This window comes from Psychrobacillus sp. NPDC093200 (assembly GCF_050280345.1).
Classification (GTDB): domain Bacteria; phylum Bacillota; class Bacilli; order Bacillales_A; family Planococcaceae; genus Psychrobacillus; species Psychrobacillus faecigallinarum.
In genome coordinates, this window is sequence record NZ_JBNNVC010000001.1 from 1,464,136 (window position 1) to 1,485,573 (window position 21,438).

General features: G+C 35.2%; 23 protein-coding genes and 1 pseudogene. 20 read left to right on the top strand and 4 right to left on the bottom strand.

Annotation, left to right across the window (positions count from 1 at the left end):
- Positions 1-186 precede the first annotated feature (186 nt).
- From ACQKNZ_RS07120 to ACQKNZ_RS07150, 7 genes and pseudogenes are all read left to right on the top strand, one after another.
- Positions 187-969, top strand: coding sequence for a serine hydrolase (locus ACQKNZ_RS07120; protein ID WP_427658753.1), 783 nt, complete (start codon positions 187-189; stop codon positions 967-969).
- Positions 970-1,072: 103 nt separating this feature from the next.
- Positions 1,073-1,897: an SDR family oxidoreductase gene (locus tag ACQKNZ_RS07125; RefSeq protein ID WP_427658755.1), complete on the top strand. Its 825-nt coding sequence runs from the start codon at positions 1,073-1,075 to the stop codon at positions 1,895-1,897.
- Between the two features lie 373 nt (positions 1,898-2,270).
- Positions 2,271-3,728, top strand: coding sequence for a D-alanyl-D-alanine carboxypeptidase/D-alanyl-D-alanine endopeptidase (gene dacB, locus ACQKNZ_RS07130; protein WP_427658757.1), 1,458 nt, complete (start codon positions 2,271-2,273; stop codon positions 3,726-3,728).
- A gap of 161 nt (positions 3,729-3,889) precedes the next feature.
- Positions 3,890-5,593 carry a peptide ABC transporter substrate-binding protein gene (locus ACQKNZ_RS07135; protein WP_427658759.1) on the top strand — a complete coding sequence of 568 codons (1,704 nt, stop codon included), beginning with the start codon at positions 3,890-3,892 and terminating at the stop codon, positions 5,591-5,593.
- Between the two features lie 423 nt (positions 5,594-6,016).
- Complete coding sequence (locus ACQKNZ_RS07140; RefSeq protein WP_144538163.1) at positions 6,017-6,772, top strand: SDR family NAD(P)-dependent oxidoreductase; 756 nt, start codon at positions 6,017-6,019, stop codon at positions 6,770-6,772.
- A gap of 230 nt (positions 6,773-7,002) precedes the next feature.
- Positions 7,003-7,554, top strand: a pseudogene (locus ACQKNZ_RS07145) (hypothetical protein).
- Positions 7,555-7,596: 42 nt separating this feature from the next.
- The gene (locus tag ACQKNZ_RS07150; protein WP_427658761.1) at positions 7,597-8,193 is read left to right on the top strand and encodes an NUDIX hydrolase N-terminal domain-containing protein; all 597 of its coding nucleotides are present in this window, start codon (positions 7,597-7,599) and stop codon (positions 8,191-8,193) included.
- A gap of 363 nt (positions 8,194-8,556) precedes the next feature.
- Here ACQKNZ_RS07150 and ACQKNZ_RS07155 read toward each other — a convergent pair whose 3' ends face one another.
- Positions 8,557-9,450, bottom strand: coding sequence for a 3-hydroxyacyl-CoA dehydrogenase (locus ACQKNZ_RS07155; protein ID WP_427658763.1), 894 nt, complete (start codon positions 9,448-9,450; stop codon positions 8,557-8,559).
- Between the two features lie 240 nt (positions 9,451-9,690).
- Here ACQKNZ_RS07155 and ACQKNZ_RS07160 point away from each other — a divergent pair, with 240 nt between their 5' ends.
- The 7 genes from ACQKNZ_RS07160 (at position 9,691) to ACQKNZ_RS07190 (ending at position 15,005) form a co-directional block, all read left to right on the top strand.
- Entirely contained in the window at positions 9,691-10,119 is a 429-nt protein-coding gene (locus ACQKNZ_RS07160) for a GNAT family N-acetyltransferase (protein ID WP_191696344.1), read from the top strand.
- A 19-nt stretch (positions 10,120-10,138) separates the two neighbouring features.
- Positions 10,139-10,921 carry a GNAT family N-acetyltransferase gene (locus ACQKNZ_RS07165; RefSeq protein WP_427658765.1) on the top strand — a complete coding sequence of 261 codons (783 nt, stop codon included), beginning with the start codon at positions 10,139-10,141 and terminating at the stop codon, positions 10,919-10,921.
- Between the two features lie 342 nt (positions 10,922-11,263).
- Positions 11,264-12,040, top strand: coding sequence for an NUDIX domain-containing protein (locus ACQKNZ_RS07170; RefSeq protein ID WP_427658767.1), 777 nt, complete (start codon positions 11,264-11,266; stop codon positions 12,038-12,040).
- A 62-nt stretch (positions 12,041-12,102) separates the two neighbouring features.
- Positions 12,103-12,648: a cysteine hydrolase family protein gene (locus ACQKNZ_RS07175; RefSeq protein WP_427658769.1), complete on the top strand. Its 546-nt coding sequence runs from the start codon at positions 12,103-12,105 to the stop codon at positions 12,646-12,648.
- A gap of 29 nt (positions 12,649-12,677) precedes the next feature.
- Positions 12,678-14,150, top strand: a complete 1,473-nt coding sequence (locus tag ACQKNZ_RS07180; RefSeq protein WP_340862923.1) for a nicotinate phosphoribosyltransferase — start codon at positions 12,678-12,680, stop codon at positions 14,148-14,150.
- Positions 14,151-14,169: 19 nt separating this feature from the next.
- The gene (nadD, locus tag ACQKNZ_RS07185) at positions 14,170-14,784 is read left to right on the top strand and encodes a nicotinate (nicotinamide) nucleotide adenylyltransferase (RefSeq protein ID WP_427658772.1); all 615 of its coding nucleotides are present in this window, start codon (positions 14,170-14,172) and stop codon (positions 14,782-14,784) included.
- Positions 14,785-14,837: 53 nt separating this feature from the next.
- The gene (locus tag ACQKNZ_RS07190) at positions 14,838-15,005 is read left to right on the top strand and encodes a GNAT family N-acetyltransferase (RefSeq protein WP_427658774.1); all 168 of its coding nucleotides are present in this window, start codon (positions 14,838-14,840) and stop codon (positions 15,003-15,005) included.
- Positions 15,006-15,210: 205 nt separating this feature from the next.
- On the opposite strand, the gene ACQKNZ_RS07195 is transcribed toward ACQKNZ_RS07190, so the two are convergent.
- The 3 genes from ACQKNZ_RS07195 to ACQKNZ_RS07205 all read right to left on the bottom strand — a co-directional run bounded on the left by ACQKNZ_RS07195 (position 15,211) and on the right by ACQKNZ_RS07205 (position 16,598).
- The gene (locus ACQKNZ_RS07195) at positions 15,211-15,627 is read right to left on the bottom strand and encodes a hypothetical protein (protein WP_427658776.1); all 417 of its coding nucleotides are present in this window, start codon (positions 15,625-15,627) and stop codon (positions 15,211-15,213) included.
- Positions 15,615-15,764 carry a hypothetical protein gene (locus ACQKNZ_RS07200; protein WP_427658778.1) on the bottom strand — a complete coding sequence of 50 codons (150 nt, stop codon included), beginning with the start codon at positions 15,762-15,764 and terminating at the stop codon, positions 15,615-15,617. The genes ACQKNZ_RS07195 and ACQKNZ_RS07200 overlap by 13 nt, the downstream gene beginning before the upstream one ends.
- A gap of 291 nt (positions 15,765-16,055) precedes the next feature.
- Positions 16,056-16,598 (bottom strand): helix-turn-helix domain-containing protein, encoded by a 543-nt coding sequence (locus tag ACQKNZ_RS07205; RefSeq protein ID WP_427658780.1) that lies wholly within the window; start codon positions 16,596-16,598, stop codon positions 16,056-16,058.
- A 187-nt stretch (positions 16,599-16,785) separates the two neighbouring features.
- Here ACQKNZ_RS07205 and ACQKNZ_RS07210 point away from each other — a divergent pair, with 187 nt between their 5' ends.
- From ACQKNZ_RS07210 to ACQKNZ_RS07235, 6 genes are all read left to right on the top strand, one after another.
- Positions 16,786-17,040, top strand: coding sequence for a PLD nuclease N-terminal domain-containing protein (locus ACQKNZ_RS07210; RefSeq protein WP_191696341.1), 255 nt, complete (start codon positions 16,786-16,788; stop codon positions 17,038-17,040).
- Positions 17,021-17,929, top strand: a complete 909-nt coding sequence (locus ACQKNZ_RS07215) for an ABC transporter ATP-binding protein (protein ID WP_427658928.1) — start codon at positions 17,021-17,023, stop codon at positions 17,927-17,929. Before ACQKNZ_RS07210 ends, ACQKNZ_RS07215 begins: the two co-directional genes overlap by 20 nt.
- A complete protein-coding gene (locus tag ACQKNZ_RS07220) occupies positions 17,926-18,705 on the top strand; it encodes a hypothetical protein (protein WP_154311045.1) in 780 nt (259 codons plus the stop codon). Before ACQKNZ_RS07215 ends, ACQKNZ_RS07220 begins: the two co-directional genes overlap by 4 nt.
- A gap of 41 nt (positions 18,706-18,746) precedes the next feature.
- Positions 18,747-19,448 carry an ABC transporter ATP-binding protein gene (locus tag ACQKNZ_RS07225; RefSeq protein ID WP_340862927.1) on the top strand — a complete coding sequence of 234 codons (702 nt, stop codon included), beginning with the start codon at positions 18,747-18,749 and terminating at the stop codon, positions 19,446-19,448.
- 121 nt (positions 19,449-19,569) lie between these two features.
- Complete coding sequence (locus tag ACQKNZ_RS07230; protein ID WP_427658783.1) at positions 19,570-21,009, top strand: hypothetical protein; 1,440 nt, start codon at positions 19,570-19,572, stop codon at positions 21,007-21,009.
- Positions 21,010-21,029: 20 nt separating this feature from the next.
- Positions 21,030-21,413 carry a GntR family transcriptional regulator gene (locus ACQKNZ_RS07235; RefSeq protein ID WP_154311042.1) on the top strand — a complete coding sequence of 128 codons (384 nt, stop codon included), beginning with the start codon at positions 21,030-21,032 and terminating at the stop codon, positions 21,411-21,413.
- Positions 21,414-21,438 lie beyond the last annotated feature (25 nt).

Genomic DNA, 21,438 nt, shown 5'->3' on the forward strand with positions numbered 1-21,438 from the left:
AAGCATAATTAGATATGCGTTCAATTAGACAACTAGAGTGAAGAACAGTATTTATTACATTTAAGTATCAGAAAATTCACTTTTAACACATTTACCATTTATTAGTGTGTTATCATAAAGATTAAGCCTATTCTTGTAGTCTAGGTATAACATTATATAATATTATTTTTTGCTAGGTGGGGTTTAATGGAAAACATATTAGAAAAATTAAAGGAAATTAAGCAGGGGGAAATTGGAATCACGCTTTACTCACCGACAGAAGACAAAATTTTACTTTCTTTAAATAAGGATTTAATAGTGCCTTTAGCTTCTGCAGCAAAGATAGCAATTGCTTTTTGCGTTGTAAAATTGGTGGAAGAGCAGAAATATAAGTGGACGGATAAAATACAAAATATAAAATTTAACCCTGATGAGGATAGCGATGTCCTTTATCCTCATTATCAAAATAGGTCCAGCCTGATGCTTTGTGAAGCGGTAGAGGTGATGATTGCCTGCCATGATAGTCATGTAGCAAATAGCATAGTTCAATTTTGTGGAACCTGGGACTATTTTAATCAAAAGATTCGAACCTATTTTAAGAAAATTAATATAAAGCAAAATCCAAAGGATTTAAGTAGCGAGGGCGAGTTAGCTCAAATCTTAGAACTTTTAAAATGTAGTATTCAAGGCTATGATTCAGAGCCAGAAGTATGGGCTCCCCTTATCAATGGTCTAGTTAGGCAAAGAGGAGAAATCAAAGGAATTCCAAGCCACTTAGTAAATCATATGACAGGTGGATTAGATAATGTAGTAATAGATATTGGGATAATCGGTGAATTTTCGAAAGCTCCAATTTTATTCGTTATAGGAGCCAAAAATTTGCCAAATCGAAATATTAATCAATTGGCGGATGAGAAAATAGCAGAAGCTTTGAAATTAATTTACGAAACATATTGTAAAAGTAACAACGTTCAGGATTGTAAAATTTGATAAAAGGGAATGGACTAAACTTAAAGAAGAATGGAAGAAATTCAATACAAGAATCTATAGAAAACCTTATAATAACCAAATCTAATAACAAGGGAAAGACATGATGAAAATACTAATATTAGGTGCTACAGGATTTTTGGGCTCTACTCTATATCGAAGGGCTTTAGAAGATGACTCGCTAACCGTTGTAGGAACCTCTAGATCACTGAAAAATGAAATAAATTTAATGCATGTAGATGTAACAGACAAACCTTCCATTGTACAAGCTATTAAGAAGAGTATGCCGGATGTAGTAATATGGTGTCTTATGAGTATGGAGGCAGAGGATCAACTAATTCACGTGGGATTGAAAAATGTCCTAGAAGAATTAGAAAGTACCACCAAGCTAATCTTCGTATCTACCGATGCAGTATTTGTGGAAGGGAAAGGCAGCTATAAGGAATTGGATCCTACCGGTTTGTTGCCTAAAGAAGCCCGGCTAGCTGTATATGTAAATGCAAAACATGCGGGAGAAAGATATGTTATGAATACTCATCCAAATCATGTAATAATTCGAACAGGTCCTTTGTATGGCGATATGAATAAATTAGACAATCGAACAGACCAAATAATAAAGAACATTAAAGATGATAAACCATTCCATGCGTGGGCAAATGTTTATAGATCCTTTGTAAATGTGGATGACTTATCTAATGCTATTTTAGAGCTAGCTAAAAATGATGTGACGGGAATATTACATGCTGGGCCGTTAAAGAAGGATAGCTATTATTCCTTTTACAAAAAACGTTTAGAGCAGTTGGGCTTGGATAGCCCACTTTTTCTTCCGAAAATGGTCTCACAGGAGGAATCTCCTTATCTTTCCTTTGATACATCATTAAACACCGAAAAGATTCATCAACTGCTTTCAACTACTTTTCGAATCATTTAATTACATTAAGCTGAACGGTCATAAATAAATTTATGCGGTCATAAAACTTACTTGAACGGTCATAAAATTTTCTATCCGGTCATAAAACTTGCTTGAACGGTCATAAAAAATTTTATACGGTCATAACAAAACGAATTACTAAAAATCTACTTTTTTATCGTGCAGCAAACGTAACTACTTCTATTAAAAAGTGAAAAAATCATCACTAATACAAAAGACGCGTTATTCAGAAAGTGTATATAGGCTTATCGAATGAGTGAGGCTACATTAAACTCAATCGAAAAGCCTGTTTCTTATTCCATTGAAGGAAATTTTTTCTTTATGAGGAATATGACCCTTATCTATCAATGAAAATTAGAAGAGGGGGAAGGTTATGAGGAAAAAGTGGACAAGCCTAATGATGGCTTGGGTATTATTTGTAAGTTTACTTGGAATGGGACAGGTTGCTCAAGCAGAAGAACCGTTCGTTTTGGCTTTGGATGAGTCAATTTCAAAAATTGTTGATGAAAAACTGACGGGTGGAGAGGTCAGTATCGCGGTAATCGATCGGGTGACTGGTGAGGCTGTGTATGACTATAATGGTCAAACTCCTGTCAAACCAGCTTCGAATATGAAACTAATCACCACTGCAGCAGCACTAGACATACTTGGAGAAGATTATCGTTTTAAAACTAGTTTATATACTAGTGGTAAGCTATCTAACGGAGTCCTAAAAGGGGATGTATATCTTCAAGGGCAAGGAGATCCTACTCTTATGGAGGAAGACTTAAGACAATTTGCGCAAGCTTTAAAAGCAGAAGGTATTCAAACTATTGATGGAAGAATTGTTGGTGATGACAAGTGGTTCGATGATGATTTGTTAACTCCAGGTATATGGGAAGGTGATGAATCGTATTACTATGCAGCTCCAATTTCTGCATTGACTACATCACCAAATGCTGACTACGATTCTGGAACAATTATCATAGATGTAAGTGGTACGGCTATCGGAAATGCTCCTTTAGTAAAAGCAACTCCTTATCTTGGAGATTTAGAAATAGTCAATCAAGCTCAAACCGTTGAGGCGGGCCAAAGCAACACCATCACAATTGAGAGATCTTATAGAACAAATCAAATCATCATAAATGGTAACCTACCGATTGATAAAACCAAAAGAGAATGGGTAACGATGCTTCACCCTACTACTCATACGCTCACAATGTTTCAAGCAATACTAGAAGAAGAAGGTATAGAGTATAAAAAAGACAAACTTTTTAGAGCAGCAACTCCTAAAAGTGCTACTCTTATCTTGGTGAAAGAATCTATGCCATTGAAGGAATTACTTATTCCTTTTATGAAGCTAAGTAATAATGGAATTGCTGACATTTTAGTAAAAACTATGGGTAAAGTAGAGGGCCATCATGGAAGCACGAAGGCAGGTTTAAAGGTAATTGAGCAATACGGCAAGTCCATCCAATTAAATATGAATGACTGGAAGTTTGAGGACGGGTCCGGAATGTCTCATGCAAACTCGGTCTCTAGCTTTGCTATTAGTGACTTGCTATATAAAGTGCAAGGGGAAGATTGGTTCAATACTTATTTTAATAGTCTTCCTATAGCTGCACATCCTGAAAGAATGGTAGGAGGTACATTAAGAAATCGATTGAAGGATTCGCTCACTTCAGGTAAGGTTTTTGCCAAAACTGGATCTTTAACTGGAGTTAGTACACTTAGTGGTTATCTAGAAGGCAGTAGCGGTCAACAATATATATTCAGCGTATTAGTACAAAACAAATCCGGTGCAGTGACTGCAATAGATGAAATTGTAAAGGAAATGGCTAGGGAATTATAAATTATAACGGTGAAATAGAGAAGCTAGTAAACGAATGTTTGCTAGCTTCTTCTTTACTAAGTAATTAAGCTGAAAGAATGAGTGAAATCTAAAAAAGCATTGATTTTTTAGAATTTTTAAAATATATTAATATAGTTACAGTACAAAAGGGGGGAAATTATGTGAGGAAGATTAATAGAAAGTTATTATGTGTGTTTTTACTTGTCTTAAGTATTTTGTTAGTTGCTTGCAATCAAGAAGAAAAAACAGAAAGTAGTACACCAAAAGAGCCTGAAACTACTGAGGGAAAGGATTCTGGTGAGCTTGATGAGGCACAAGAGTTAAATTTAGTTGCAGGTGCTGAAATTCCATCGATGGATTCTGTTTTAGCGGACGATGCAGTTTCATTCAATTATTTAAACAATGTTATGGAAGGTCTTTACCGATTAAATCAAGAGAACATTGCAGTGCCTGCAATGGCTGAGGGAGAACCAGAAGTTTCAGAGGATGGATTGACCTATACTTTTAAATTACGAGATGCAAAATGGTCAAATGGTACTTCAGTTACTGCAAATGATTTTGTGTTTGCCTGGAGAAGAGCGATTGACCCAGACACAGGCAGCTCATATGGACCTTATATGATGCAGGGATTAATAAAAAATGCAACGCAAATTTCAATGGGTGAGATGAGCAAGGAAGAATTAGGTGTAGAAGCAATAGATGAGAAAACATTGAGGGTTACTCTAGAAAGACCAGTGCCTTATTTTAGTTCCTTAATGGCATTTGGAACTTTTTATCCTCAAAATGAAGAGTATGTAACAGAGATGGGAAGTTCATATTCTTCTAATTCTGATAGTCTTATATACAACGGACCATTCGTATTGACTGAATGGGATGGGACAGGCTTGTCTTGGTCACTGGAGAAAAATCCAAATTATTGGGATGCGGAAGTTGTTCAGTTAGACAAAATTAACGTGGACGTAATTAAAGAAACTGCTACATCTGTTAACTTATACGAGAATGGTGAAAAAGATCGAGTTGGTTTATCCGGTGAGTTTGCACTTCAATATGCTGATCATGAAGAGGTGCTACAAGAACTAAAACCAACAATATTCTATTTGAAGCTGAACCAAGAGCGTGATGGACAAAAGACTGCTCTTTCAAATGTGAAAATCCGTAAAGCAATCGCAATGTCCTTCAATAAAGAGGATTTGGCATCTGTGATATTAGCTAACGGCTCTATTCCGGGAGATTTCCTAGTTCCCAAAGGATTGACATTTGATGAAAATCAACAAGATTTCCGTGAAATTAACGGGGATATGGCTAAGTACAATCCAGAAGAAGCTACTAAACTATTTGCAGAGGGAATGGCCGAGGAAGGATTGACTGAATTAGAATTAGAATTGGTCGGTAATGATGGTGAGCTAGCTCAAAATATGGATGAATATTTAAAAGCCCAGATGGAAGGTAATCTTAAAGGCTTGACTGTCAAGCTTATACCAGTCACTTTCAATGTAAAATTAGATAAAGACGCAGCACAGGATTACGACATTCAAAGTACAGGCTGGGCACCTGACTTCCAGGATCCAATTACCTTCCTAGAATTGTTTGTCACGGGCTCACCACAAAACAATATGTCCTATTCAAACCCCGAGCTGGATAAGCTCATTGACCAAGCAAAAAATGAACTTGCATTGGAGCCAGAGGCACGTTGGGAAGCACTAGCTAAAGCAGAGAAAATTATAATGGAAGAAGATGCTCCAATTGCATCCATGTATCAATCAGGGCTTATGTCGCTACAAAAACCATATGTACACGGAATCATTTCTCATCCGTTTACAGGTGACTATAGCTATAAATGGGCTTATATTTCAGGAAAAGAATAAGAAACTAAGAGTGTCTATCCGTCCCTAGGATATTCACTCTTTTTTATTTAGAGGATTAAAACTAGTTTTCTACATAGTCTGCATATTTGCAAATTGGGGGGAGAATATAATAATATGGACTATTTACTTAAACTAATTAGGCAAAAAATAGGAAGGTGCCAAAGAGGGTGAACCAACTAGGTTTGCGGCCTCGGGAGACACTACCATATAGTCAGAAAGTTTATAAATGGAGACTTAAATATGCTTCTGCAATCATTGCCAAAAGCCCAGAAGATGAAGTATATATGGAAAAGAGAATAAGTAACGCAAATAAATTCTTCTTTCAAAATTTAGCGGATAACTTTTATACTTCTAAAAGCGATTTAATGGAGATTTTATTGTTAAAGTAGTAGGATTTAATAGATAAGTTAAGGAGGCAATATAATGGACAAACTTAAAGATAAGGTAATTATTGTTACTGGTGGCGCTGGAGGTATTGGACTTGGTATGTCTAAGGCGATGGCTAGAGAAGGAGCAATATTAGCAATCGTGGATGTTAACGAAGAAGCTGGACAAGCAGGTTTAAAAATACTTCAAGAAATCTCGCCTAAATCTATGTTTTTAAAAGCGAACTTAATGGATAGAGAAAATCTTCCATCTATAGTTACAGCTGTAGCAGAAAAATACGGAAGAATTGATGTTTTAGTAAATAATGCACATGCATCTAAACAGGTGACAATTGAGGAAACGACGCAAGCCGATCTTGACCTGTCATTTGGAACAGGATTTTACCCAACCTTCTATCTAATGCAGGCAGCACTGCCATACTTAAAGGAATCTAAAGGAAATGTTATTAACTTTGCTTCTGGAGCAGGTTTAAATGGACACGAAACACAAGGTGCTTACGCTGCTGCCAAAGAAGCGATTCGTGGAATTTCCAGAGTAGCTGCCAATGAATGGGGTCGCTTCGGTATTAATGTAAACCTTATTTCCCCTATTGCAAATTCAGAAGGCGTACAAGCATGGGCGAAAGCACAACCAGAATATTATGAAGCGGTTCGCAGCAAAATTCCCCTTGGTCGCTTTGGTGATGTTGAGGAAGATATCGGTCGTGTAGCAGTATTTTTAGCAAGTGAGGATTCTCAATATATCACTGGCCAAACAATTATGGTTGATGGCGGATCTATAATGCTTCACTAAATAAATAAAGAAAGTCAGAGTGATAATTAGGTCGCTCTGGCTTTTTTTTATTTATTAACAAGTGAATGGAAGCTCCGCAACGTTTGTGTCAATCTCTGCAAGATTCTCTTTCGTTTTTGCAAAGTTTACTCCACTCTTTTTTCTATCCATTATAAAGAACAAGGAAATAGGAACAGTTTGTAGAATTAAACATAAGTAGCTAACAAAAATGCATAAAGGAGTAGACAAAATTGGAACTAAACGAAAATATACATAATTATAGATTTGAAGAAAATGAATATGAATGTTTAAATGTGGAGCTATTTACTAATTCAAACGGTTATCTATTAGATGTAAAAGAATGGACTATAAAAAATGATTGGTCTTTATCAAAATTAGATAATAATTTCAAAGAAAACTTTTTAGCTAGCTTAGAAAAGTTCCAACCATACTTAGTTATTGCTGAAAATAGCAATACCGGAAATTTAATTACGATCTCCCAGACTACAAGTGAAATATATGAGCTTGAGCACGAAATCACGGAAAGAGTAGAAAAATATTTTGTAAATTCCTCATGAGATAGCTGGTTTTCTTGTTTGAAATGTTTTAAAAAGTACTGGCTTTTAATAATAGAAACAGAAAACGAAGAAAAGTTAATATGCATCTTTAATGAACTAAAGGATAAATTAATGAAATTAGATGAAAGAGTACAGATAAATGAGGATAATTATAATAGACAATTTTGGAACTCCTTGTATCACGATAATTTAAACTTTTTCATTGAGAGACTTAGAGAAAAATAGATTATCTCGATAATATTTACTAATAAAGGAGGGAAATAATAAATGGAAAATCGATTATCTTTATTAGATCAAATTCGATCAATAGCTCAGCATGGTCTTCATTATGCTAATGATCCTTATGATAGAGATAGATATGAAATGCTACTCAACCTAGCAAGCAAAGAATATTCGGAAATTGTTGAAATTAAAGAAAGCATTATTAAAGATAAATTTTTAAAAGAGCTTGGACATGTAACGCCCAAGGTCGGAGTAAATGGTGTGATTTTTTCAGAAGATAGAAAAATTCTTTTAGAGCATCGAGCAGATGATGGAACATGGGGCATTATTGGTGGTTGGTGCGAAGCTGGCGAAAGTCCTCAAGAATCTTTAAAAAGAGAATTTTTAGAGGAAACGGGTTTAACTGTAAAGGTTAATGAACTTATTGATATATTTACAAGAAAGCCTGGAGACCTTGGACAGCCACATACTTCCTATCACCCGCTTTTTGCTTGTGAAATTATGGAGGGGAAAATGCAAAAATCATTTGAGAGCTTAGAGCTGAAGTTTTTTCACTTAAATGAGGTGAAAAATTGGCACGGTGATCATTATGAAATGGCGAAGAGGGCATATGAATCGAAATTATTTAATTGCAACGAATAACTAGACCAGCCTTATAAACAAGAGTGGTGAATGGATTGTAGTAAAATATCGGGGGATTGTCGTAAAGTAGAGCTCGATTGTAGTAAACGAGCGCTAGATTGTCGTAAACCAGCTCCACACACAAGAGCAGGAAACGGATTGTAGTAAAATATTGAGAAATTGTCGTAAAGTAGAGCCCCATTGTAGTAAACGAGCGCTAGATTGTCTTAATAGTCTTTAGAATTTGGATTCAAGTATAACTCCCATGTAGCAGATAGTGAGGAATAGGTGAAAATTCATATAGATAAGCTTTAATTTCCATACCATAGTAGGTGACAAGGAATCAAAGAAAAAGAAGACTGAAGAACAGTCTTCTTTTGGAATTTATTTTAGGAAATTTGGGTCTTCATATTTTGGGTGTGGATAATCATAGAATCCTTTACCTGTTTGTATGCCAAGTCTGCCTTTATCGATTAGCTCTGTTTTAAAGTACTCTGCTATTTTAGCCTTTTGATCATTACCTGATTTGGCTTTTTCAACTGCTATATTATAAGGTGTGTTAAGCCCAATAATATCTAGAACGCCGAAGGGACCTCTCGATACTCCCATGCCAGCCATCCATGTCTTATCAACTGTTTCAGGGTCTGCAATACCATTAGCTACTAAATTTTGAGCAGCGTCTAAAAATGGTACTAATAAGGAATTTAAAATATATCCAGGTTGTTCTTTGTAAATAGGAAGAGCAATCATATTTATAGCTTTAGCAAATTCAATAATTTCTTCAAATACGCTAGCATCTGTTCTATCATGCTTCATAATCTCGGCTGTGTTGTTTACCCAAATTCTATTAGCGAAGTGCAAGTGAAGGAATTTTTCAGGGCGACCTGTAAATTCAACAAGCTGACTAGGAATCATTGTGGAAGAGTTAGATGCGAAAATTGTTTTTTCTGGTGCAATCTTTGCCAATTTTTCATATAATGCTTTTTTGATGTCTAAAACCTCAGGGACTGCTTCAATTACTAAATCAGCATCCTTAACTGCTTCAGCCAAATCAGTAAACAAAGTTAAACGTTCATAAGCAGCATCAACTGCTTCTTGGGTAGTCCCTAAGTCTTCTTTATAATCTGCTTTCAATCCAGTAAGTCTTTCCTTGGCTCTCACTAAAGCCTCATCATTAATATCATAAACGGAAACGTTAAATCCGTTAAAAGCAGTTTGAAATGCTATTTGACTTCCTAAAACTCCACTTCCAGCAACCATAACTTGTTTAATATCCAAACTATTCTCTCCTTCATACAGTCTAATAACTAATAGTTATTTTCTAAATTCTACGTAATATACATCTCAAATTCATACAATCAACTTTCTCAATTTTGCTTATCTAAAATATATTCCCTAATTAATTGGAAAATTTAAAGAATAAAGTATTTATCATTCTGTAGCCATGTTAAAATTAGATAAGAATCAATTTACCAATTTTAGGATTTATCGACTTTATTAAAGAAGAGGTGAGAACATATGGAACTACGAATGATAAGAGAAGATAATAATGAATCTAAAAAAAATATTAATGAACGATTGTATTATTTTAATCTTGCACACTTTCCGGAGGATCTAAGAGGTAGGTATGAAGAGGTTAACATTTTTCTAAAGGATGAAAATGATAATGTACTTGGAGGGATTTTGGGAGAAATCTGCTGGAATTGGCTAGAAATTCATGTTTTGATAATGGATGATTCGCTACGGAATAAAGGATTTGGTACAAAGTTGTTAATGGAAGCAGAGGAAATTGCTAAGGAACAAAAATGTGACTTTATCAAATTGGATACTTTAAGCTTTCAGGCGTTAGACTTTTATAAAAAACATGGGTATGAAGTATATGGAACTCTTCCTAACGTAGGTAGGGATTTTAACCATTATTACTTGAAAAAAGATTTATTGAATTAAAAGAGATAGGAGTAATTTAATGACCATGCAGAATATACATGCACTAGACATTTCATATTGTGAAACATTTTCGAGAAAAATAGATAAGCCTTGGGGAATACTATTTTATAATGAAAATCAGCCTAATTACTATGACGCCAATCATGCAAGGATAATGAATGCTTGTGAGGACCCTCAAAAAGTAGTTGAAGAGACAACAATATTCTATCAATCAAAAAATATTGTTCCTAGATTTTATATATATGATTTAGTAAATCAGCAAAATCTACTTTCCGAATTAAAATTGAGAAATTTTAAATATGAAGAAATGATTAGCCCAGTTCAATTATGGAATAACAGAGATATTAATATTCCACCTAATCCTATGGTGACAATTGAAATAGTTACAGATGAAAACTATAAAGAAGCACTAGAGATAGAAGGTAGCATTAAAGAGTTCGGTGGCATTGAAGTAATGGAAAAAGTTTTTGAGGAGCAGTTTAATCATCCAGCTTTCACTCATTATCTTCTCCGTTACGATGGTATGGCCTGCTCCACTGCTTGTATTTTTGAAGATGGCAATCAAGCTAGAATGGAAAGTGTTGCTACATTAGAAGCCTTTAGAGGTAAAGGATTAATCGGTCAAATCATTGATTATATCCAGCAAGAGATAAAGAAAAAAGGGATAGAAATGCTTTGGGTTTTGCCGATAAATGAAGCTATTGAAAAGGTCTACCAAAAATATGGATTTGAAACAGTCGAAAAATACATATCAGGTCACGCGTTTTTAAGTGGGAAAAGCATTAAAGAAATTCAAGGATAAACCTAGGTAAATAGATAGGAAATATAAGATTAATGGCTTGGTTCATTTTAATGAGCTAAGCTTTTTGGACGGATTTGGACTTTCTGCAGGGTTTATGCTTTTTCCCGCAAGGTTTGGTTTAATCTCCGCAAGGTTCTCCCCGCTCTTTGCATGTTCTGTTTGTCTCCCACAATCCTTAGTGGGCAATTCGTATACAAGAATTGGTCACTAAAAATTTTCTAAGCTGTTTCTTTTGTTTGACTTTTCAGTTGACTTCTTTATTTCCAGATATTACAATACAATAAAGATTAACAAATCGTTAATCAAAAATGAATTAAATCGTCTTCGAAAGGAATGCTAGATATGTCTAACGAAGAAGCGTTAAAGCAATATAATATTAGTAAATATAAAACCCCTGATGGCTATACATCAGACATTGCGGTTTTCACCATCATTCCAGAAAACAAGGAAGAGCACAAGCCACCCAAAATGTCACTAAAACTTATGCTAATTCAGAGAGCGTTACTCAATGCAGAGGGAGATTCAAATATAGAAGCGGGAAAATGGGCGCTTCCTGGAGGGTTTGTCCAAGAGGATGAAACAGCTTTGGAAGCTGCTAAAAGAGAGTTAGAGGAAGAAACCGGTGTAGCTGATGTATTGATTAAACATTTCGGTGTGTACGACAAACCTGGAAGAGACCCACGCGGATGGATTATTACGAACGCACACTATGCGATTGTTCCCATGGATTACCTTTCTAAAAGAAAAGCGGCAGATGACGCAGCAGAAGTTGAGTTATATTCCATTGATGAAGTATTAAACCTTAAGTTAGCTTTCGATCACCAGAATATTATTACAGATGCTATTCGAATAATCACTAATGATTTGCTTCAAACAACGGTGGCTAAAAACTTCTTGCCGAAAAATTTCACTTATTCGGAGCTGCAAGCGGTACTAGCAACGGTAACTGATGAACCAAGTATACTGAGCGAACAATCATTTGCTCGCAAGATTAAGACCCTTCCTTTCATTCAAAAAGTGCCAGGCAAAAAGACACAAAGGACTTCTAAGTCACCGGCGGCCCTATACGAATTTTTGGAGATGGATATTATAAAATCAATTTATACGGCTAGGTATTAATTTTTTTAATATTTATGATTAACATTTTGTTTGTCAATAACATTAATTAGGAGGAAGTTAAAATGAAAGCACTTATTAACATTGATTACACAAATGATTTTGTTGCAATGGATGGAGCTTTAACATGTGGTAAACCAGGGCAAGAAATTGAGCAAGAAATTATACGCCTAACAGAATCTTTTCTTCAGGAAAATCATTACGTAGTGTTTGCGATTGATCTACACAAGCAAGGAGATCCCTATCACCCCGAAACCAAATTATTTCCTGCCCACAATTTAGAAGGAACAGAAGGTCGTAAATTATACGGTGGACTGCAAAAGGTATATGAAAAGCATAAAAGTAGTAACCAAGTGTATTGGATGGACAAAACAAGATACTCTGCTTTCGCTGGGACAGATTTAGAAATAAAACTACGCGAAAGAGGAATTACTCAAGTTCATTTAGTAGGAGTATGTACCGATATTTGTGTGCTTCATACTGCTATGGACGCTTACAACAAAGGCTTTAAGATTGTCATCCACAAGGAGGCAGTTGCTAGCTTCAACCAAGTGGGACATGACTGGGCATTAGGGCATTTCCAAGGCTCTTTAGGAGCAGAAATTATTTAATCGAATTTAAAACTAGGAGGTTTTATTAAATGGAGAGGTTATATAATGACGATAGCTTGGCACTTCATACGGACCTTTATCAAATAAATATGGCACAAACGTATTGGAAAGATGGATTTCACAATCAAAAATCTGTGTTCGAAGTTTATTTTCGAAAGCTTCCCTTTGGTAACGGCTATGCTATTTTTGCCGGTCTAGAGCGAGTAATCCAATTTATAAATAACTTCCATTTTTCTGAGACAGATATCGATTATTTAAGAGAACAGGGCTATGAAGAGGAATATCTAAATTACTTAAAAGGTCTTCGATTCACTGGTACTTTGAGAAGTCTAAAAGAAGGAGAGCTGGTTTTTCCGAATGAACCCATTTTGCGCATAGAGGCTCCACTGGCAGAAGCTCAGCTGATTGAAACTCCAATTTTAAACATCATCAATTTTCAAACGCTTATTGCAACTAAGGCAGCACGAATCAAACAAGTAGTTGGAGATGATACAACTTTAGAATTTGGTACACGTCGTGCTCAAGAGATGGATGCGGCTATCTGGGGCACAAGAGCTGCTTATATTGCAGGTTTCAATGGGACATCTAATGTCAGAGCTGGAAAACTGTTTGGTATCCCTATTGCCGGTACCCACGCTCATTCATTGGTTCAGGCTTATATTGATGAATATTTAGCGTTCACCAAGTATGCCGAGAGTCATAAGGACTGTGTATTTTTAGTCGATACGTACGACACATTGAAGTCGGGTGTGCCGAATGCTATTCGAGTAGCAAAAGAGCAGGGGGACAAGATTAATTTTAAGGGTATTCGGTTAGACAGTGGCGACTTGGCCTATTTATCAAAAGAAGCAAGGAAGATGCTGGACGAAGCTGGGTTCAAAAACACAAAGATATCTGCCTCTAATGATTTAGACGAGGAAACCATTATGAACCTCAAAGCACAAGGTGCAAAAATAGATACATGGGGAATTGGAACAAAGCTAATCACTGCTTTCGACCAGCCTGCATTAGGGGCTGTTTATAAGCTTGTTTCTATAGAAGGAAAAGATGGGGAGATGGTGGACACTATCAAAATTAGTGCGAACCCAGAAAAGGTTTCGACCCCTGGCCTCAAAAAGGTTTACCGAATCATTAATCGAAACAATGGAAAATCAGAAGGTGACTATATCGCATTGGAAACAGAGGAACCTCAAAACGAGGAGAGATTAAAGATGTTCCATCCGGTCCATACATTTATCAGCAAGTTTGTGACCAATTTCGAAGCAAGGGAATTGCATCATACGGTCTTTCAAAATGGAATTCTTGTTTACGATCTTCCTTCCATTCAAGAAATTCGAGAAAATGTTACCGAAAACTTGGAGCTGCTTTGGGATGAATATAAGCGCCCACTTAACCCGGAAGAATATCCAGTTGATTTGAGTCAAAAATGTTGGGATAACAAAATGACTCGAATTGCGGAGATTAAAGAGAAGACTCATAAAATGATGAAACAAAAAAATTAGATTTGCAGGAGGAAACAATATGGCTAGGATTGGAATCTATGGTTCATCCTTTGATCCCATCACGAATGTCCATTTATGGACGGCGAGTACAGTGGGACGTAGGTGTCGTTTGGATAAAGTAGTCTTTTTACCTTGCTCGCATAAGAGAAGGGACAAAGAGATGAATGTTGCAGATAGTCATCGTTGGAATATGATATTACTTGCTATCGAAAACAACGAAAATTTTGAAGCGGATGACTATGAGATGAACCAGGAAGCTTGGAATGCAAATACTTATGAAACGATGAAGCATTTCAAAGAAAAATATCCAAATGATGAAGTGTTCTTCATAATGGGAGCTGATTTACTGGTAGACATAGGCGCTGGTAAATGGCAAAGAGGAGAAGATCTTGTGAAGGAAAACAAATTTATCGTTATGGCAAGAGATGGAATCGATATGCTAAAAGTAATCAGCAAATCACCTATCTTAAGAAACAACGATGAAGGCTTTCACCTCATAGACAAAGGCCTAGCAATGGAAATCAGCTCTTCCTATATAAGAGATGAGTTTGCAATGGGTGGGGAGCCAAGATATCTTCTTCCAGATAATTGTTACCAGTACATTATAGATAATTTACTTTATCAAAGAAAATAGATCGAAGACGCCTGTATTATTGTAACAGGCGTCTTTTTAAGTTTAAGCAATGTATGACAGAGATGGCAACTAAAGCAATAGAGGAACTACAAGAAAGAGTAAAAGAGCTTGGAATGGATTCAATTGGATTAAGTGTATTTGGTAACAATAAAAATGCACAAAGACTTTATGAAAAAATGGGCTATACATCCTCATCAATATCCATGTATAAGTTGTTGTAATTTTATTTATAACTTATCTTATTCAACATATAAATCTGCATTTATCACTAAGCAATAGTCGAAACAAATAAGGAAACCTCTGGTTTGATGTGCTCGGGGACCACCATCAAACCAAATCATCCCCGATATGATTAACTTGTTGGCATAGTCATCCTAAAGATTTGCTTTCTCGGAAGACAAAACACCCCACATAGGGGGTGTTCGTTCAATCCTCTTTCGGTACATACAGCTTCACGTTGTAATAGCCTTCTAGGAAGTGAAGCGTCCCTTCAGGCACAATGGCTTCCTCTAGGTACTGATAAGTTATATACGGTTCGGTCAATCCTTCTACACGCACACGCTCCACATTAAGACGAAGCTTTTCCCCATCTGGAATGTCCCCACCGCTCAACTGATAGGAATACAGCTTGCGCGGAGGGTCAGTGAAGGATACCATCTCAGCACGCATGGAATTAATTTCCTTGTACTCATCAATCTTTAGGGTCACCAGTGGCAATGTAAGGATATAGTTCTCTTCTACCTGTTCCTCCCAATCTGTGATATGCTCCTCCTCATAGGAGTCCACGATGACCCATAGGTAGAATCCGCCAAAAACGGTAGCAAGAAGGGTTATAAAGAACACCCGATGAAGGCAAACGGACTGATTTTCCGAAACAAGAACCACATCAATATTAATGCTATTACGATAAATGCTCCACCGATGATTAACCAGCGCTCTGTAGAAGACAGGATAAGCGCCTCCTCGTAGGTACGTAACACATCTGCTTTTGTAATATCTTTCCCCCCTTTTTTTGTCCGTAGAAGAGTAGCAACGTTTCTCCATCCTTCTCTACAAAGGATACCACGGATAGAGGATGAAAAATCTAAAAAAGTTAAAATGATGGTTTTATGTTATATTTTTACAAAATAAGTCATCATGAACCTTAGCACTTACTTTCAATAATGCTCAAATGGGCGAAGGGACAGCCGATGCTCTATCCCACTGGCTTCTGCATTTTCCTGAGCGTCCCTTGAAGCATGTGCAATCCCTCATGCAGGTATCGCTTAAATCTAAAGCTTAGGAATTATGTTAACTGCAACGGTTTTATTGTTTGTTTTCTCGTTTGAGTTACTCATTTTATAATATTTTATCATTAGATTGTTTAGTTCATTTTGGAAAAGCGTAAATTGCTCATCAGATAAGGCCAATTCTATTAATGAGAATGTGGCTGTATCTTCAACGTTTTCCTTATCCTCTAGTAAAGTTAAATAATTTTGATATTGGGATAGTAAAACCAATTGATAATTGGAAATATAATTTAATTTTTGTTCCTTTGTAAGGCTCTTCCAATCTTCGTCATTTATACCTGCTGCCTCATCTTCATTAAGAGCATAAAATTTTTCAATGACGGATCTTACCTTCCTTTCCTTGACGATCTTTATGATACTTTCATCCAACAAAATTTGAATATGGCGATATAAGGTTGCTTGTGGCACATCTTTAATAATGGTAATCATTTCTAATGTACTTACGCCTTCTTCTTTATTTTTCATTAGAGCTTGTAATATTTTCATTCTCACGGGGTGCATTATGACCTCTACTTTGTTACGCATAATTAGTTCCTCCTACAAGTTAGATGTGATGTTATCAATATTTAAAGAGTTTCATTCCTATAACAGAGAACATTATCAAAAAATATAAAATAAAATTTTAGAAATGTACAGTGAAAAAAGTTATTGAGTTTGGTTAATCCTTCTGTTATCGTTATCGATAATGATAACAGAATGGAGTGAAAAAATCATGCAATTACACTTTGGAGTAAATGAAATTTCAGAAATTGATTGGGGATTCTTTTTGCCAATTATAATTCCTTTTTTTCTTGTAACACTTTTATTGATAATGATTGCCTTAATTGATTTATATCGTCATAGATCCACGAGACAAAATGTGTTTCTTTGGACATTGTTAATAATCTTCTTTAATACTATTGGACCTATTTTATATTTTGTGATTGGCAGAAGGGACGTAAATGAACATGCGATTAGAAATAAATAATATTACTAAAAGGTTTAAACATAAAACGGCTGTTCATCATTTTTCAATGGAGATGGATTCAAACGAATGTGTAGGTCTAATCGGTCCAAACGGTGCTGGTAAGTCTACCCTAATACAAATCATTGCAGATATTCTAAATGCTGATGAAGGTAATATTTTGCTAGATGGAAAAAAAATCTCTACGAAAAAAAATCAGATCGGTTATTTACCGCAGTATCCTAATTTTTTCTCATGGATGACTGCTTATGAAACCTTACTATTTATGGGGACATTATCAGGTATTGCTAAAAACATATTGCAACAAGATATACCTCTTATTTTAGAAAAGGTAGGACTAGCAAATGAGTCTCAAACTAAGGTAGGGATATTTTCAGGTGGAATGAAGCAGCGGTTAGGTATTGCACAAGCCCTCCTGCATAAGCCAACAATAATAATCATGGACGAACCTGTATCTGCACTCGACCCAATAGGGAGAAGAGAAGTTTTGAATTTGATGAAAGAAATAAAAAAGGATACGACAATATTATTATCCACACATATCCTGGGAGATGCAGAAGAAATCTGTGAACGATTTGTTGTCATAAAAAACGGTCAGAAAATTGAAGATGCAACAAAATCAGATTTACTAAATCGAAATCAGGAAAGCGCTATATACATAGCTATTCCAAAAGAAAATTTTAATTGGTTACAAAAAGTTGACCAGTTGCCTTATGTTAAGAAGATAGTCAGCTATGAAGACGGGTTTAAAATATTCGTAAATGAACCAGAAGTAAATGCGTCTCAATTATTACAATTTGGTTTGGATGAAAAAGTTTGTTTTACAAAATTTGAGATAGGGATGAAAGAGAGTCTTGAAGAAATATTTTTATCATTGGTGGTGGAGGTATGAATACGTTTATAGCATTAAGTAAAAAGGAAATCAATCAAATGATTAGCGAATATAAAATTATATGGCTACCAATAGTTTTTGTCCTGCTAGGGCTTACTCAGCCGATTATGATGTATTATTTGCCACTTATTTTAGAAACCCTTGGTGGAGTGGAGGGTATTATTATTGACCCTACAATGACAAAACCTATGGGTAGTGAAGTACTTGCTTCGACACTTAACTCACAGTTTGATCAGTTAGGGATTATTGTTCTGGTAGTTGCTGTAATGAGTGTGATTCAATCTGAGAAAGCAAATGGAATGCTGGCATTTATTTTGACGAGACCAGTTTCTATCTCCTCTTATATAGGAAGTAAAATATTCACCCATTATTTGTTGGCAGTTCTTTGTATTGCAATTGGTTACACCGTGTCCTACGGCTATACTGCTTACTTATTTACGCCGATTCCTATTTCGCAAATGATTTTAGCGTTTGTTCTATATAGTATTTGGGTGTTATTTGTCATTACATTTGTAGCCATGATGAGTACATTTTTTACTAGCCCTGCGTTTATCGCATTGATAAGTATTGTTTTTCTTTTAATAAGCCGTTTATGTGCAGGTTTACACCCAATAATAGATACTTTTAATCCGGCAAGTATGAGTCTTCGAGCTACAAGCATTCTTATAACAGGTGAACTGGGTGCTAGTTGGGCAATTGATATTATAGCAACACTCCTCATCATTTTTGTAATGATGACTATAATGCACTACTGGATTGCCAAAAAGAAATTTTAATAAATTAAGGAGAGTACAACAGTGAAGGAAGGTAGGCGTAGGTGCTAACTATTCTAAATTTAACCAAAAAGTTTGGTAAACAGGAAGTTTTAAAAGGCGTAGATTTACAAGTGAAAAAAGGAGGAATTTTAGGATTTGTTGGCGCTAATGGTGCTGGGAAGACAACTACATTACATTGTATCACGGGGTTGGAAGAGCAAGACGGTGGAAATATAGTGATAAATAATATACCGAAAACTCATGAAACAATATTTAAAAAGCAGTTTTATTTTATTCCGGATACAATTCATGTCTTTAAAAATATTTCTGCATACGATTGGATACATTTTGTTTTAAAGCTCTATGAAAAATTAGATGAAGAAAAGTTAGATTACTATATAAAGTCATTTGAAATGCAAAAGAGTATTTATAAACCAATGGGAACTTATTCCTATGGAATGCTTCACAAAATGGCATTGATAGCAGCTTTCACGATTAGTCCACCTATTATCATTATGGATGAACCGTTAAATGGTTTAGACCCTTTTGCTGTGCTTGTCTTTAAAAATTGCTTGAAGGATTATGTGGAGAATGGAGGAACCGTGATATTTTCTACTCATTTACTGGATGTTGCAGAGAAAATCTGCGAATCCATAGCATTTTTAAAAGAGGGTAGGATCGTATTGCATGAGTCTGTAGAGAGTTTGCTACTAGAAGGAAATTTAGAAACTACTTTTATGGAGATACAAGCAAATGAAGTTTAATTTTCAACTAGTGAGATTTTTTATTGCTTCGAGCTATTCAAAGCCCCAGCAGCTACCTATATATATTATGTTAATCATAGCTATATTTTATTTAGCTTCACAGTACCTAGGGGTTAATATAATGATTTACTTTTTAGGAACTTCTAAAGAATATTTGTTTTTCAATCTATTTATTTCCATGGCATTAACTTATCTATTGACAGCTTATTTTGCCGTTTCAGTTGTATTTAATCAGCGTGATTTTAATATCTTATCTAGTCTTCCTATTTCACCAAAACAAATAGTTAAAGCAAAAATTATAAGTGGGCTTGCTTTTCCTATAATTATAGTTGGAACGTTACAAATACCAATTTATTTATTATTGTTTTATAAATATGAGATATGGGAAATTGTCCGAGCGGTGATTATTCTAACTCTTATAAATGTAATGACAGCATTATTTATTTTATATATATTGTCTATTTCGAACCGCTTTAGAAGACTATACTCAAGTTCCTTATTGTACTTCGTGACAAATACATTATTAGTCGTACTAATTGGAGTAAGCCCAATTATGTATTTCTTTGAAATAATAAATACTGATATAGTGAGTCTTCAATTCTCATCTATGTCCGACATAATCACTACTTTATCAAGTTCGCTTAAAATGTACTATAGTTTTTCAATTCAAGAGCCACTTATAAAAGTTATAGTAACTCCACTCTTATCCAAAGTTAGCATGATAGATTTTCTCGTTATAGTCAGTAGTCTAATGGTAATCTGCGTGCTCTTTTTCATCTCTACAGTAAAGAATACAGCAGTTAACTATTACAAAAATGGGTTGCTAGAAAATAGTGTAGAAAATATGCCTAAGGTTAAGATATACAAAACGGAAAATATTTGGTCATATTACTTACAAAGAGAGTGGTGGATTATTCAATCAGAGCCATATTTTAAATTGCAAGTGATTTTAAGTTTGATTTTAGCTCCACTATTCACCTTTATCTTTCTCATTGTAGCTCAGATGGATTTATTGAAGACGGAGTGGCTAATCGACAAAGAACTTTATATATTTGGATATATGATTTTGTTTGTAAGCTGTGTGGACAATATTAGTGGTACGCCATATTCGAGAGAGGGAAAGAATTATGCTTTTCGTATTGTACTTCCTTTAGATCGCCGAAAGGTTTTTCTTTCAAAAGTTGCAACTTCCTCGTTTATTAGTATCGTTTCCGTTGTAATCAGCTATATTATTTACCTGTTGTTTGGAAAAGTCGATATTCTCAGCTTGTTGCTATTATTTATTACATTAGTCTTAATCATTTGTTATAACTTACTGTCTCCTATTCATGATATGCGACATCCGTTAGTAAACTGGAAAACACCATCAGAAGCTGTAAAATCGAATCCTAACGTTTTAATCAGCTTAGTATACGGTTCTCCAATATTAATATTTATTGCCATCTGTCATTTCTGTTTACTCGCGTTCAATGTTTCTCAATGGATAATGGCGATTATCATTGCACTCTTAACAGTAGCAATTACAATGTTCACATTTATAAAGGTAATGCGCTCTATTTAAATATGAAAGGAAGGAGAGAAATGAATGTAACTTTAGACCCGAGCAGCAAGATTCCTCTTTATCAACAGCTTGCTCAGCGACTCATATTAGAAATGGCTAAAGGGAATTTGAAAAATGGCGATCGATTACCATCTATTAGAGACTTGGCAATACAAGCAAATATTAATCTACATACCGTTCATAAAAGCTACAAAGAACTTCAGAATAAAGGTTTGATAGAAGTGAAGCCTAAATCTAAAGCTTTTGTTTTCACTGGAAAATCAAGTCCTCCAAAAGAAAGTAAACTGTATCATATCACTTCTAATCTTGAATTTCTTTTAGCAGAAGCATGTGTAATAGGATTAGATAAAGAAGAGTTACAACAATTATTCAATCAAATCATTCAAAAATATTCTATTTCATAACATATTTTTTCGTAAGTTTTATAGC

Bases quoted from the DNA above. Each gene is read 5' to 3' on its own strand.
- ACQKNZ_RS07125 (WP_427658755.1), top strand. From the start codon at position 1,073: ATGAAAATACTAATATTAGGTGCTACAGGATTTTTGGGCTCTACTCTA.
- ACQKNZ_RS07150 (WP_427658761.1), top strand. From the start codon at position 7,597: ATGGAAAATCGATTATCTTTATTAGATCAAATTCGATCAATAGCTCAG.
- ACQKNZ_RS07180 (WP_340862923.1), top strand. From the start codon at position 12,678: ATGGAGAGGTTATATAATGACGATAGCTTGGCACTTCATACGGACCTT.
- ACQKNZ_RS07120 (WP_427658753.1), top strand. From the start codon at position 187: ATGGAAAACATATTAGAAAAATTAAAGGAAATTAAGCAGGGGGAAATT.
- dacB (WP_427658757.1), top strand. From the start codon at position 2,271: ATGAGGAAAAAGTGGACAAGCCTAATGATGGCTTGGGTATTATTTGTA.
- ACQKNZ_RS07205 (WP_427658780.1), bottom strand. From the start codon at position 16,598: ATGCGTAACAAAGTAGAGGTCATAATGCACCCCGTGAGAATGAAAATA.
- ACQKNZ_RS07220 (WP_154311045.1), top strand. From the start codon at position 17,926: ATGAATACGTTTATAGCATTAAGTAAAAAGGAAATCAATCAAATGATT.
- ACQKNZ_RS07230 (WP_427658783.1), top strand. From the start codon at position 19,570: ATGATTTACTTTTTAGGAACTTCTAAAGAATATTTGTTTTTCAATCTA.
- ACQKNZ_RS07235 (WP_154311042.1), top strand. From the start codon at position 21,030: ATGAATGTAACTTTAGACCCGAGCAGCAAGATTCCTCTTTATCAACAG.
- ACQKNZ_RS07170 (WP_427658767.1), top strand. From the start codon at position 11,264: ATGTCTAACGAAGAAGCGTTAAAGCAATATAATATTAGTAAATATAAA.
- ACQKNZ_RS07190 (WP_427658774.1), top strand. From the start codon at position 14,838: ATGACAGAGATGGCAACTAAAGCAATAGAGGAACTACAAGAAAGAGTA.
- ACQKNZ_RS07175 (WP_427658769.1), top strand. From the start codon at position 12,103: ATGAAAGCACTTATTAACATTGATTACACAAATGATTTTGTTGCAATG.
- ACQKNZ_RS07210 (WP_191696341.1), top strand. From the start codon at position 16,786: ATGCAATTACACTTTGGAGTAAATGAAATTTCAGAAATTGATTGGGGA.
- ACQKNZ_RS07165 (WP_427658765.1), top strand. From the start codon at position 10,139: ATGACCATGCAGAATATACATGCACTAGACATTTCATATTGTGAAACA.
- ACQKNZ_RS07160 (WP_191696344.1), top strand. From the start codon at position 9,691: ATGGAACTACGAATGATAAGAGAAGATAATAATGAATCTAAAAAAAAT.
- ACQKNZ_RS07215 (WP_427658928.1), top strand. From the start codon at position 17,021: ATGCGATTAGAAATAAATAATATTACTAAAAGGTTTAAACATAAAACG.
- ACQKNZ_RS07140 (WP_144538163.1), top strand. From the start codon at position 6,017: ATGGACAAACTTAAAGATAAGGTAATTATTGTTACTGGTGGCGCTGGA.
- nadD (WP_427658772.1), top strand. From the start codon at position 14,170: ATGGCTAGGATTGGAATCTATGGTTCATCCTTTGATCCCATCACGAAT.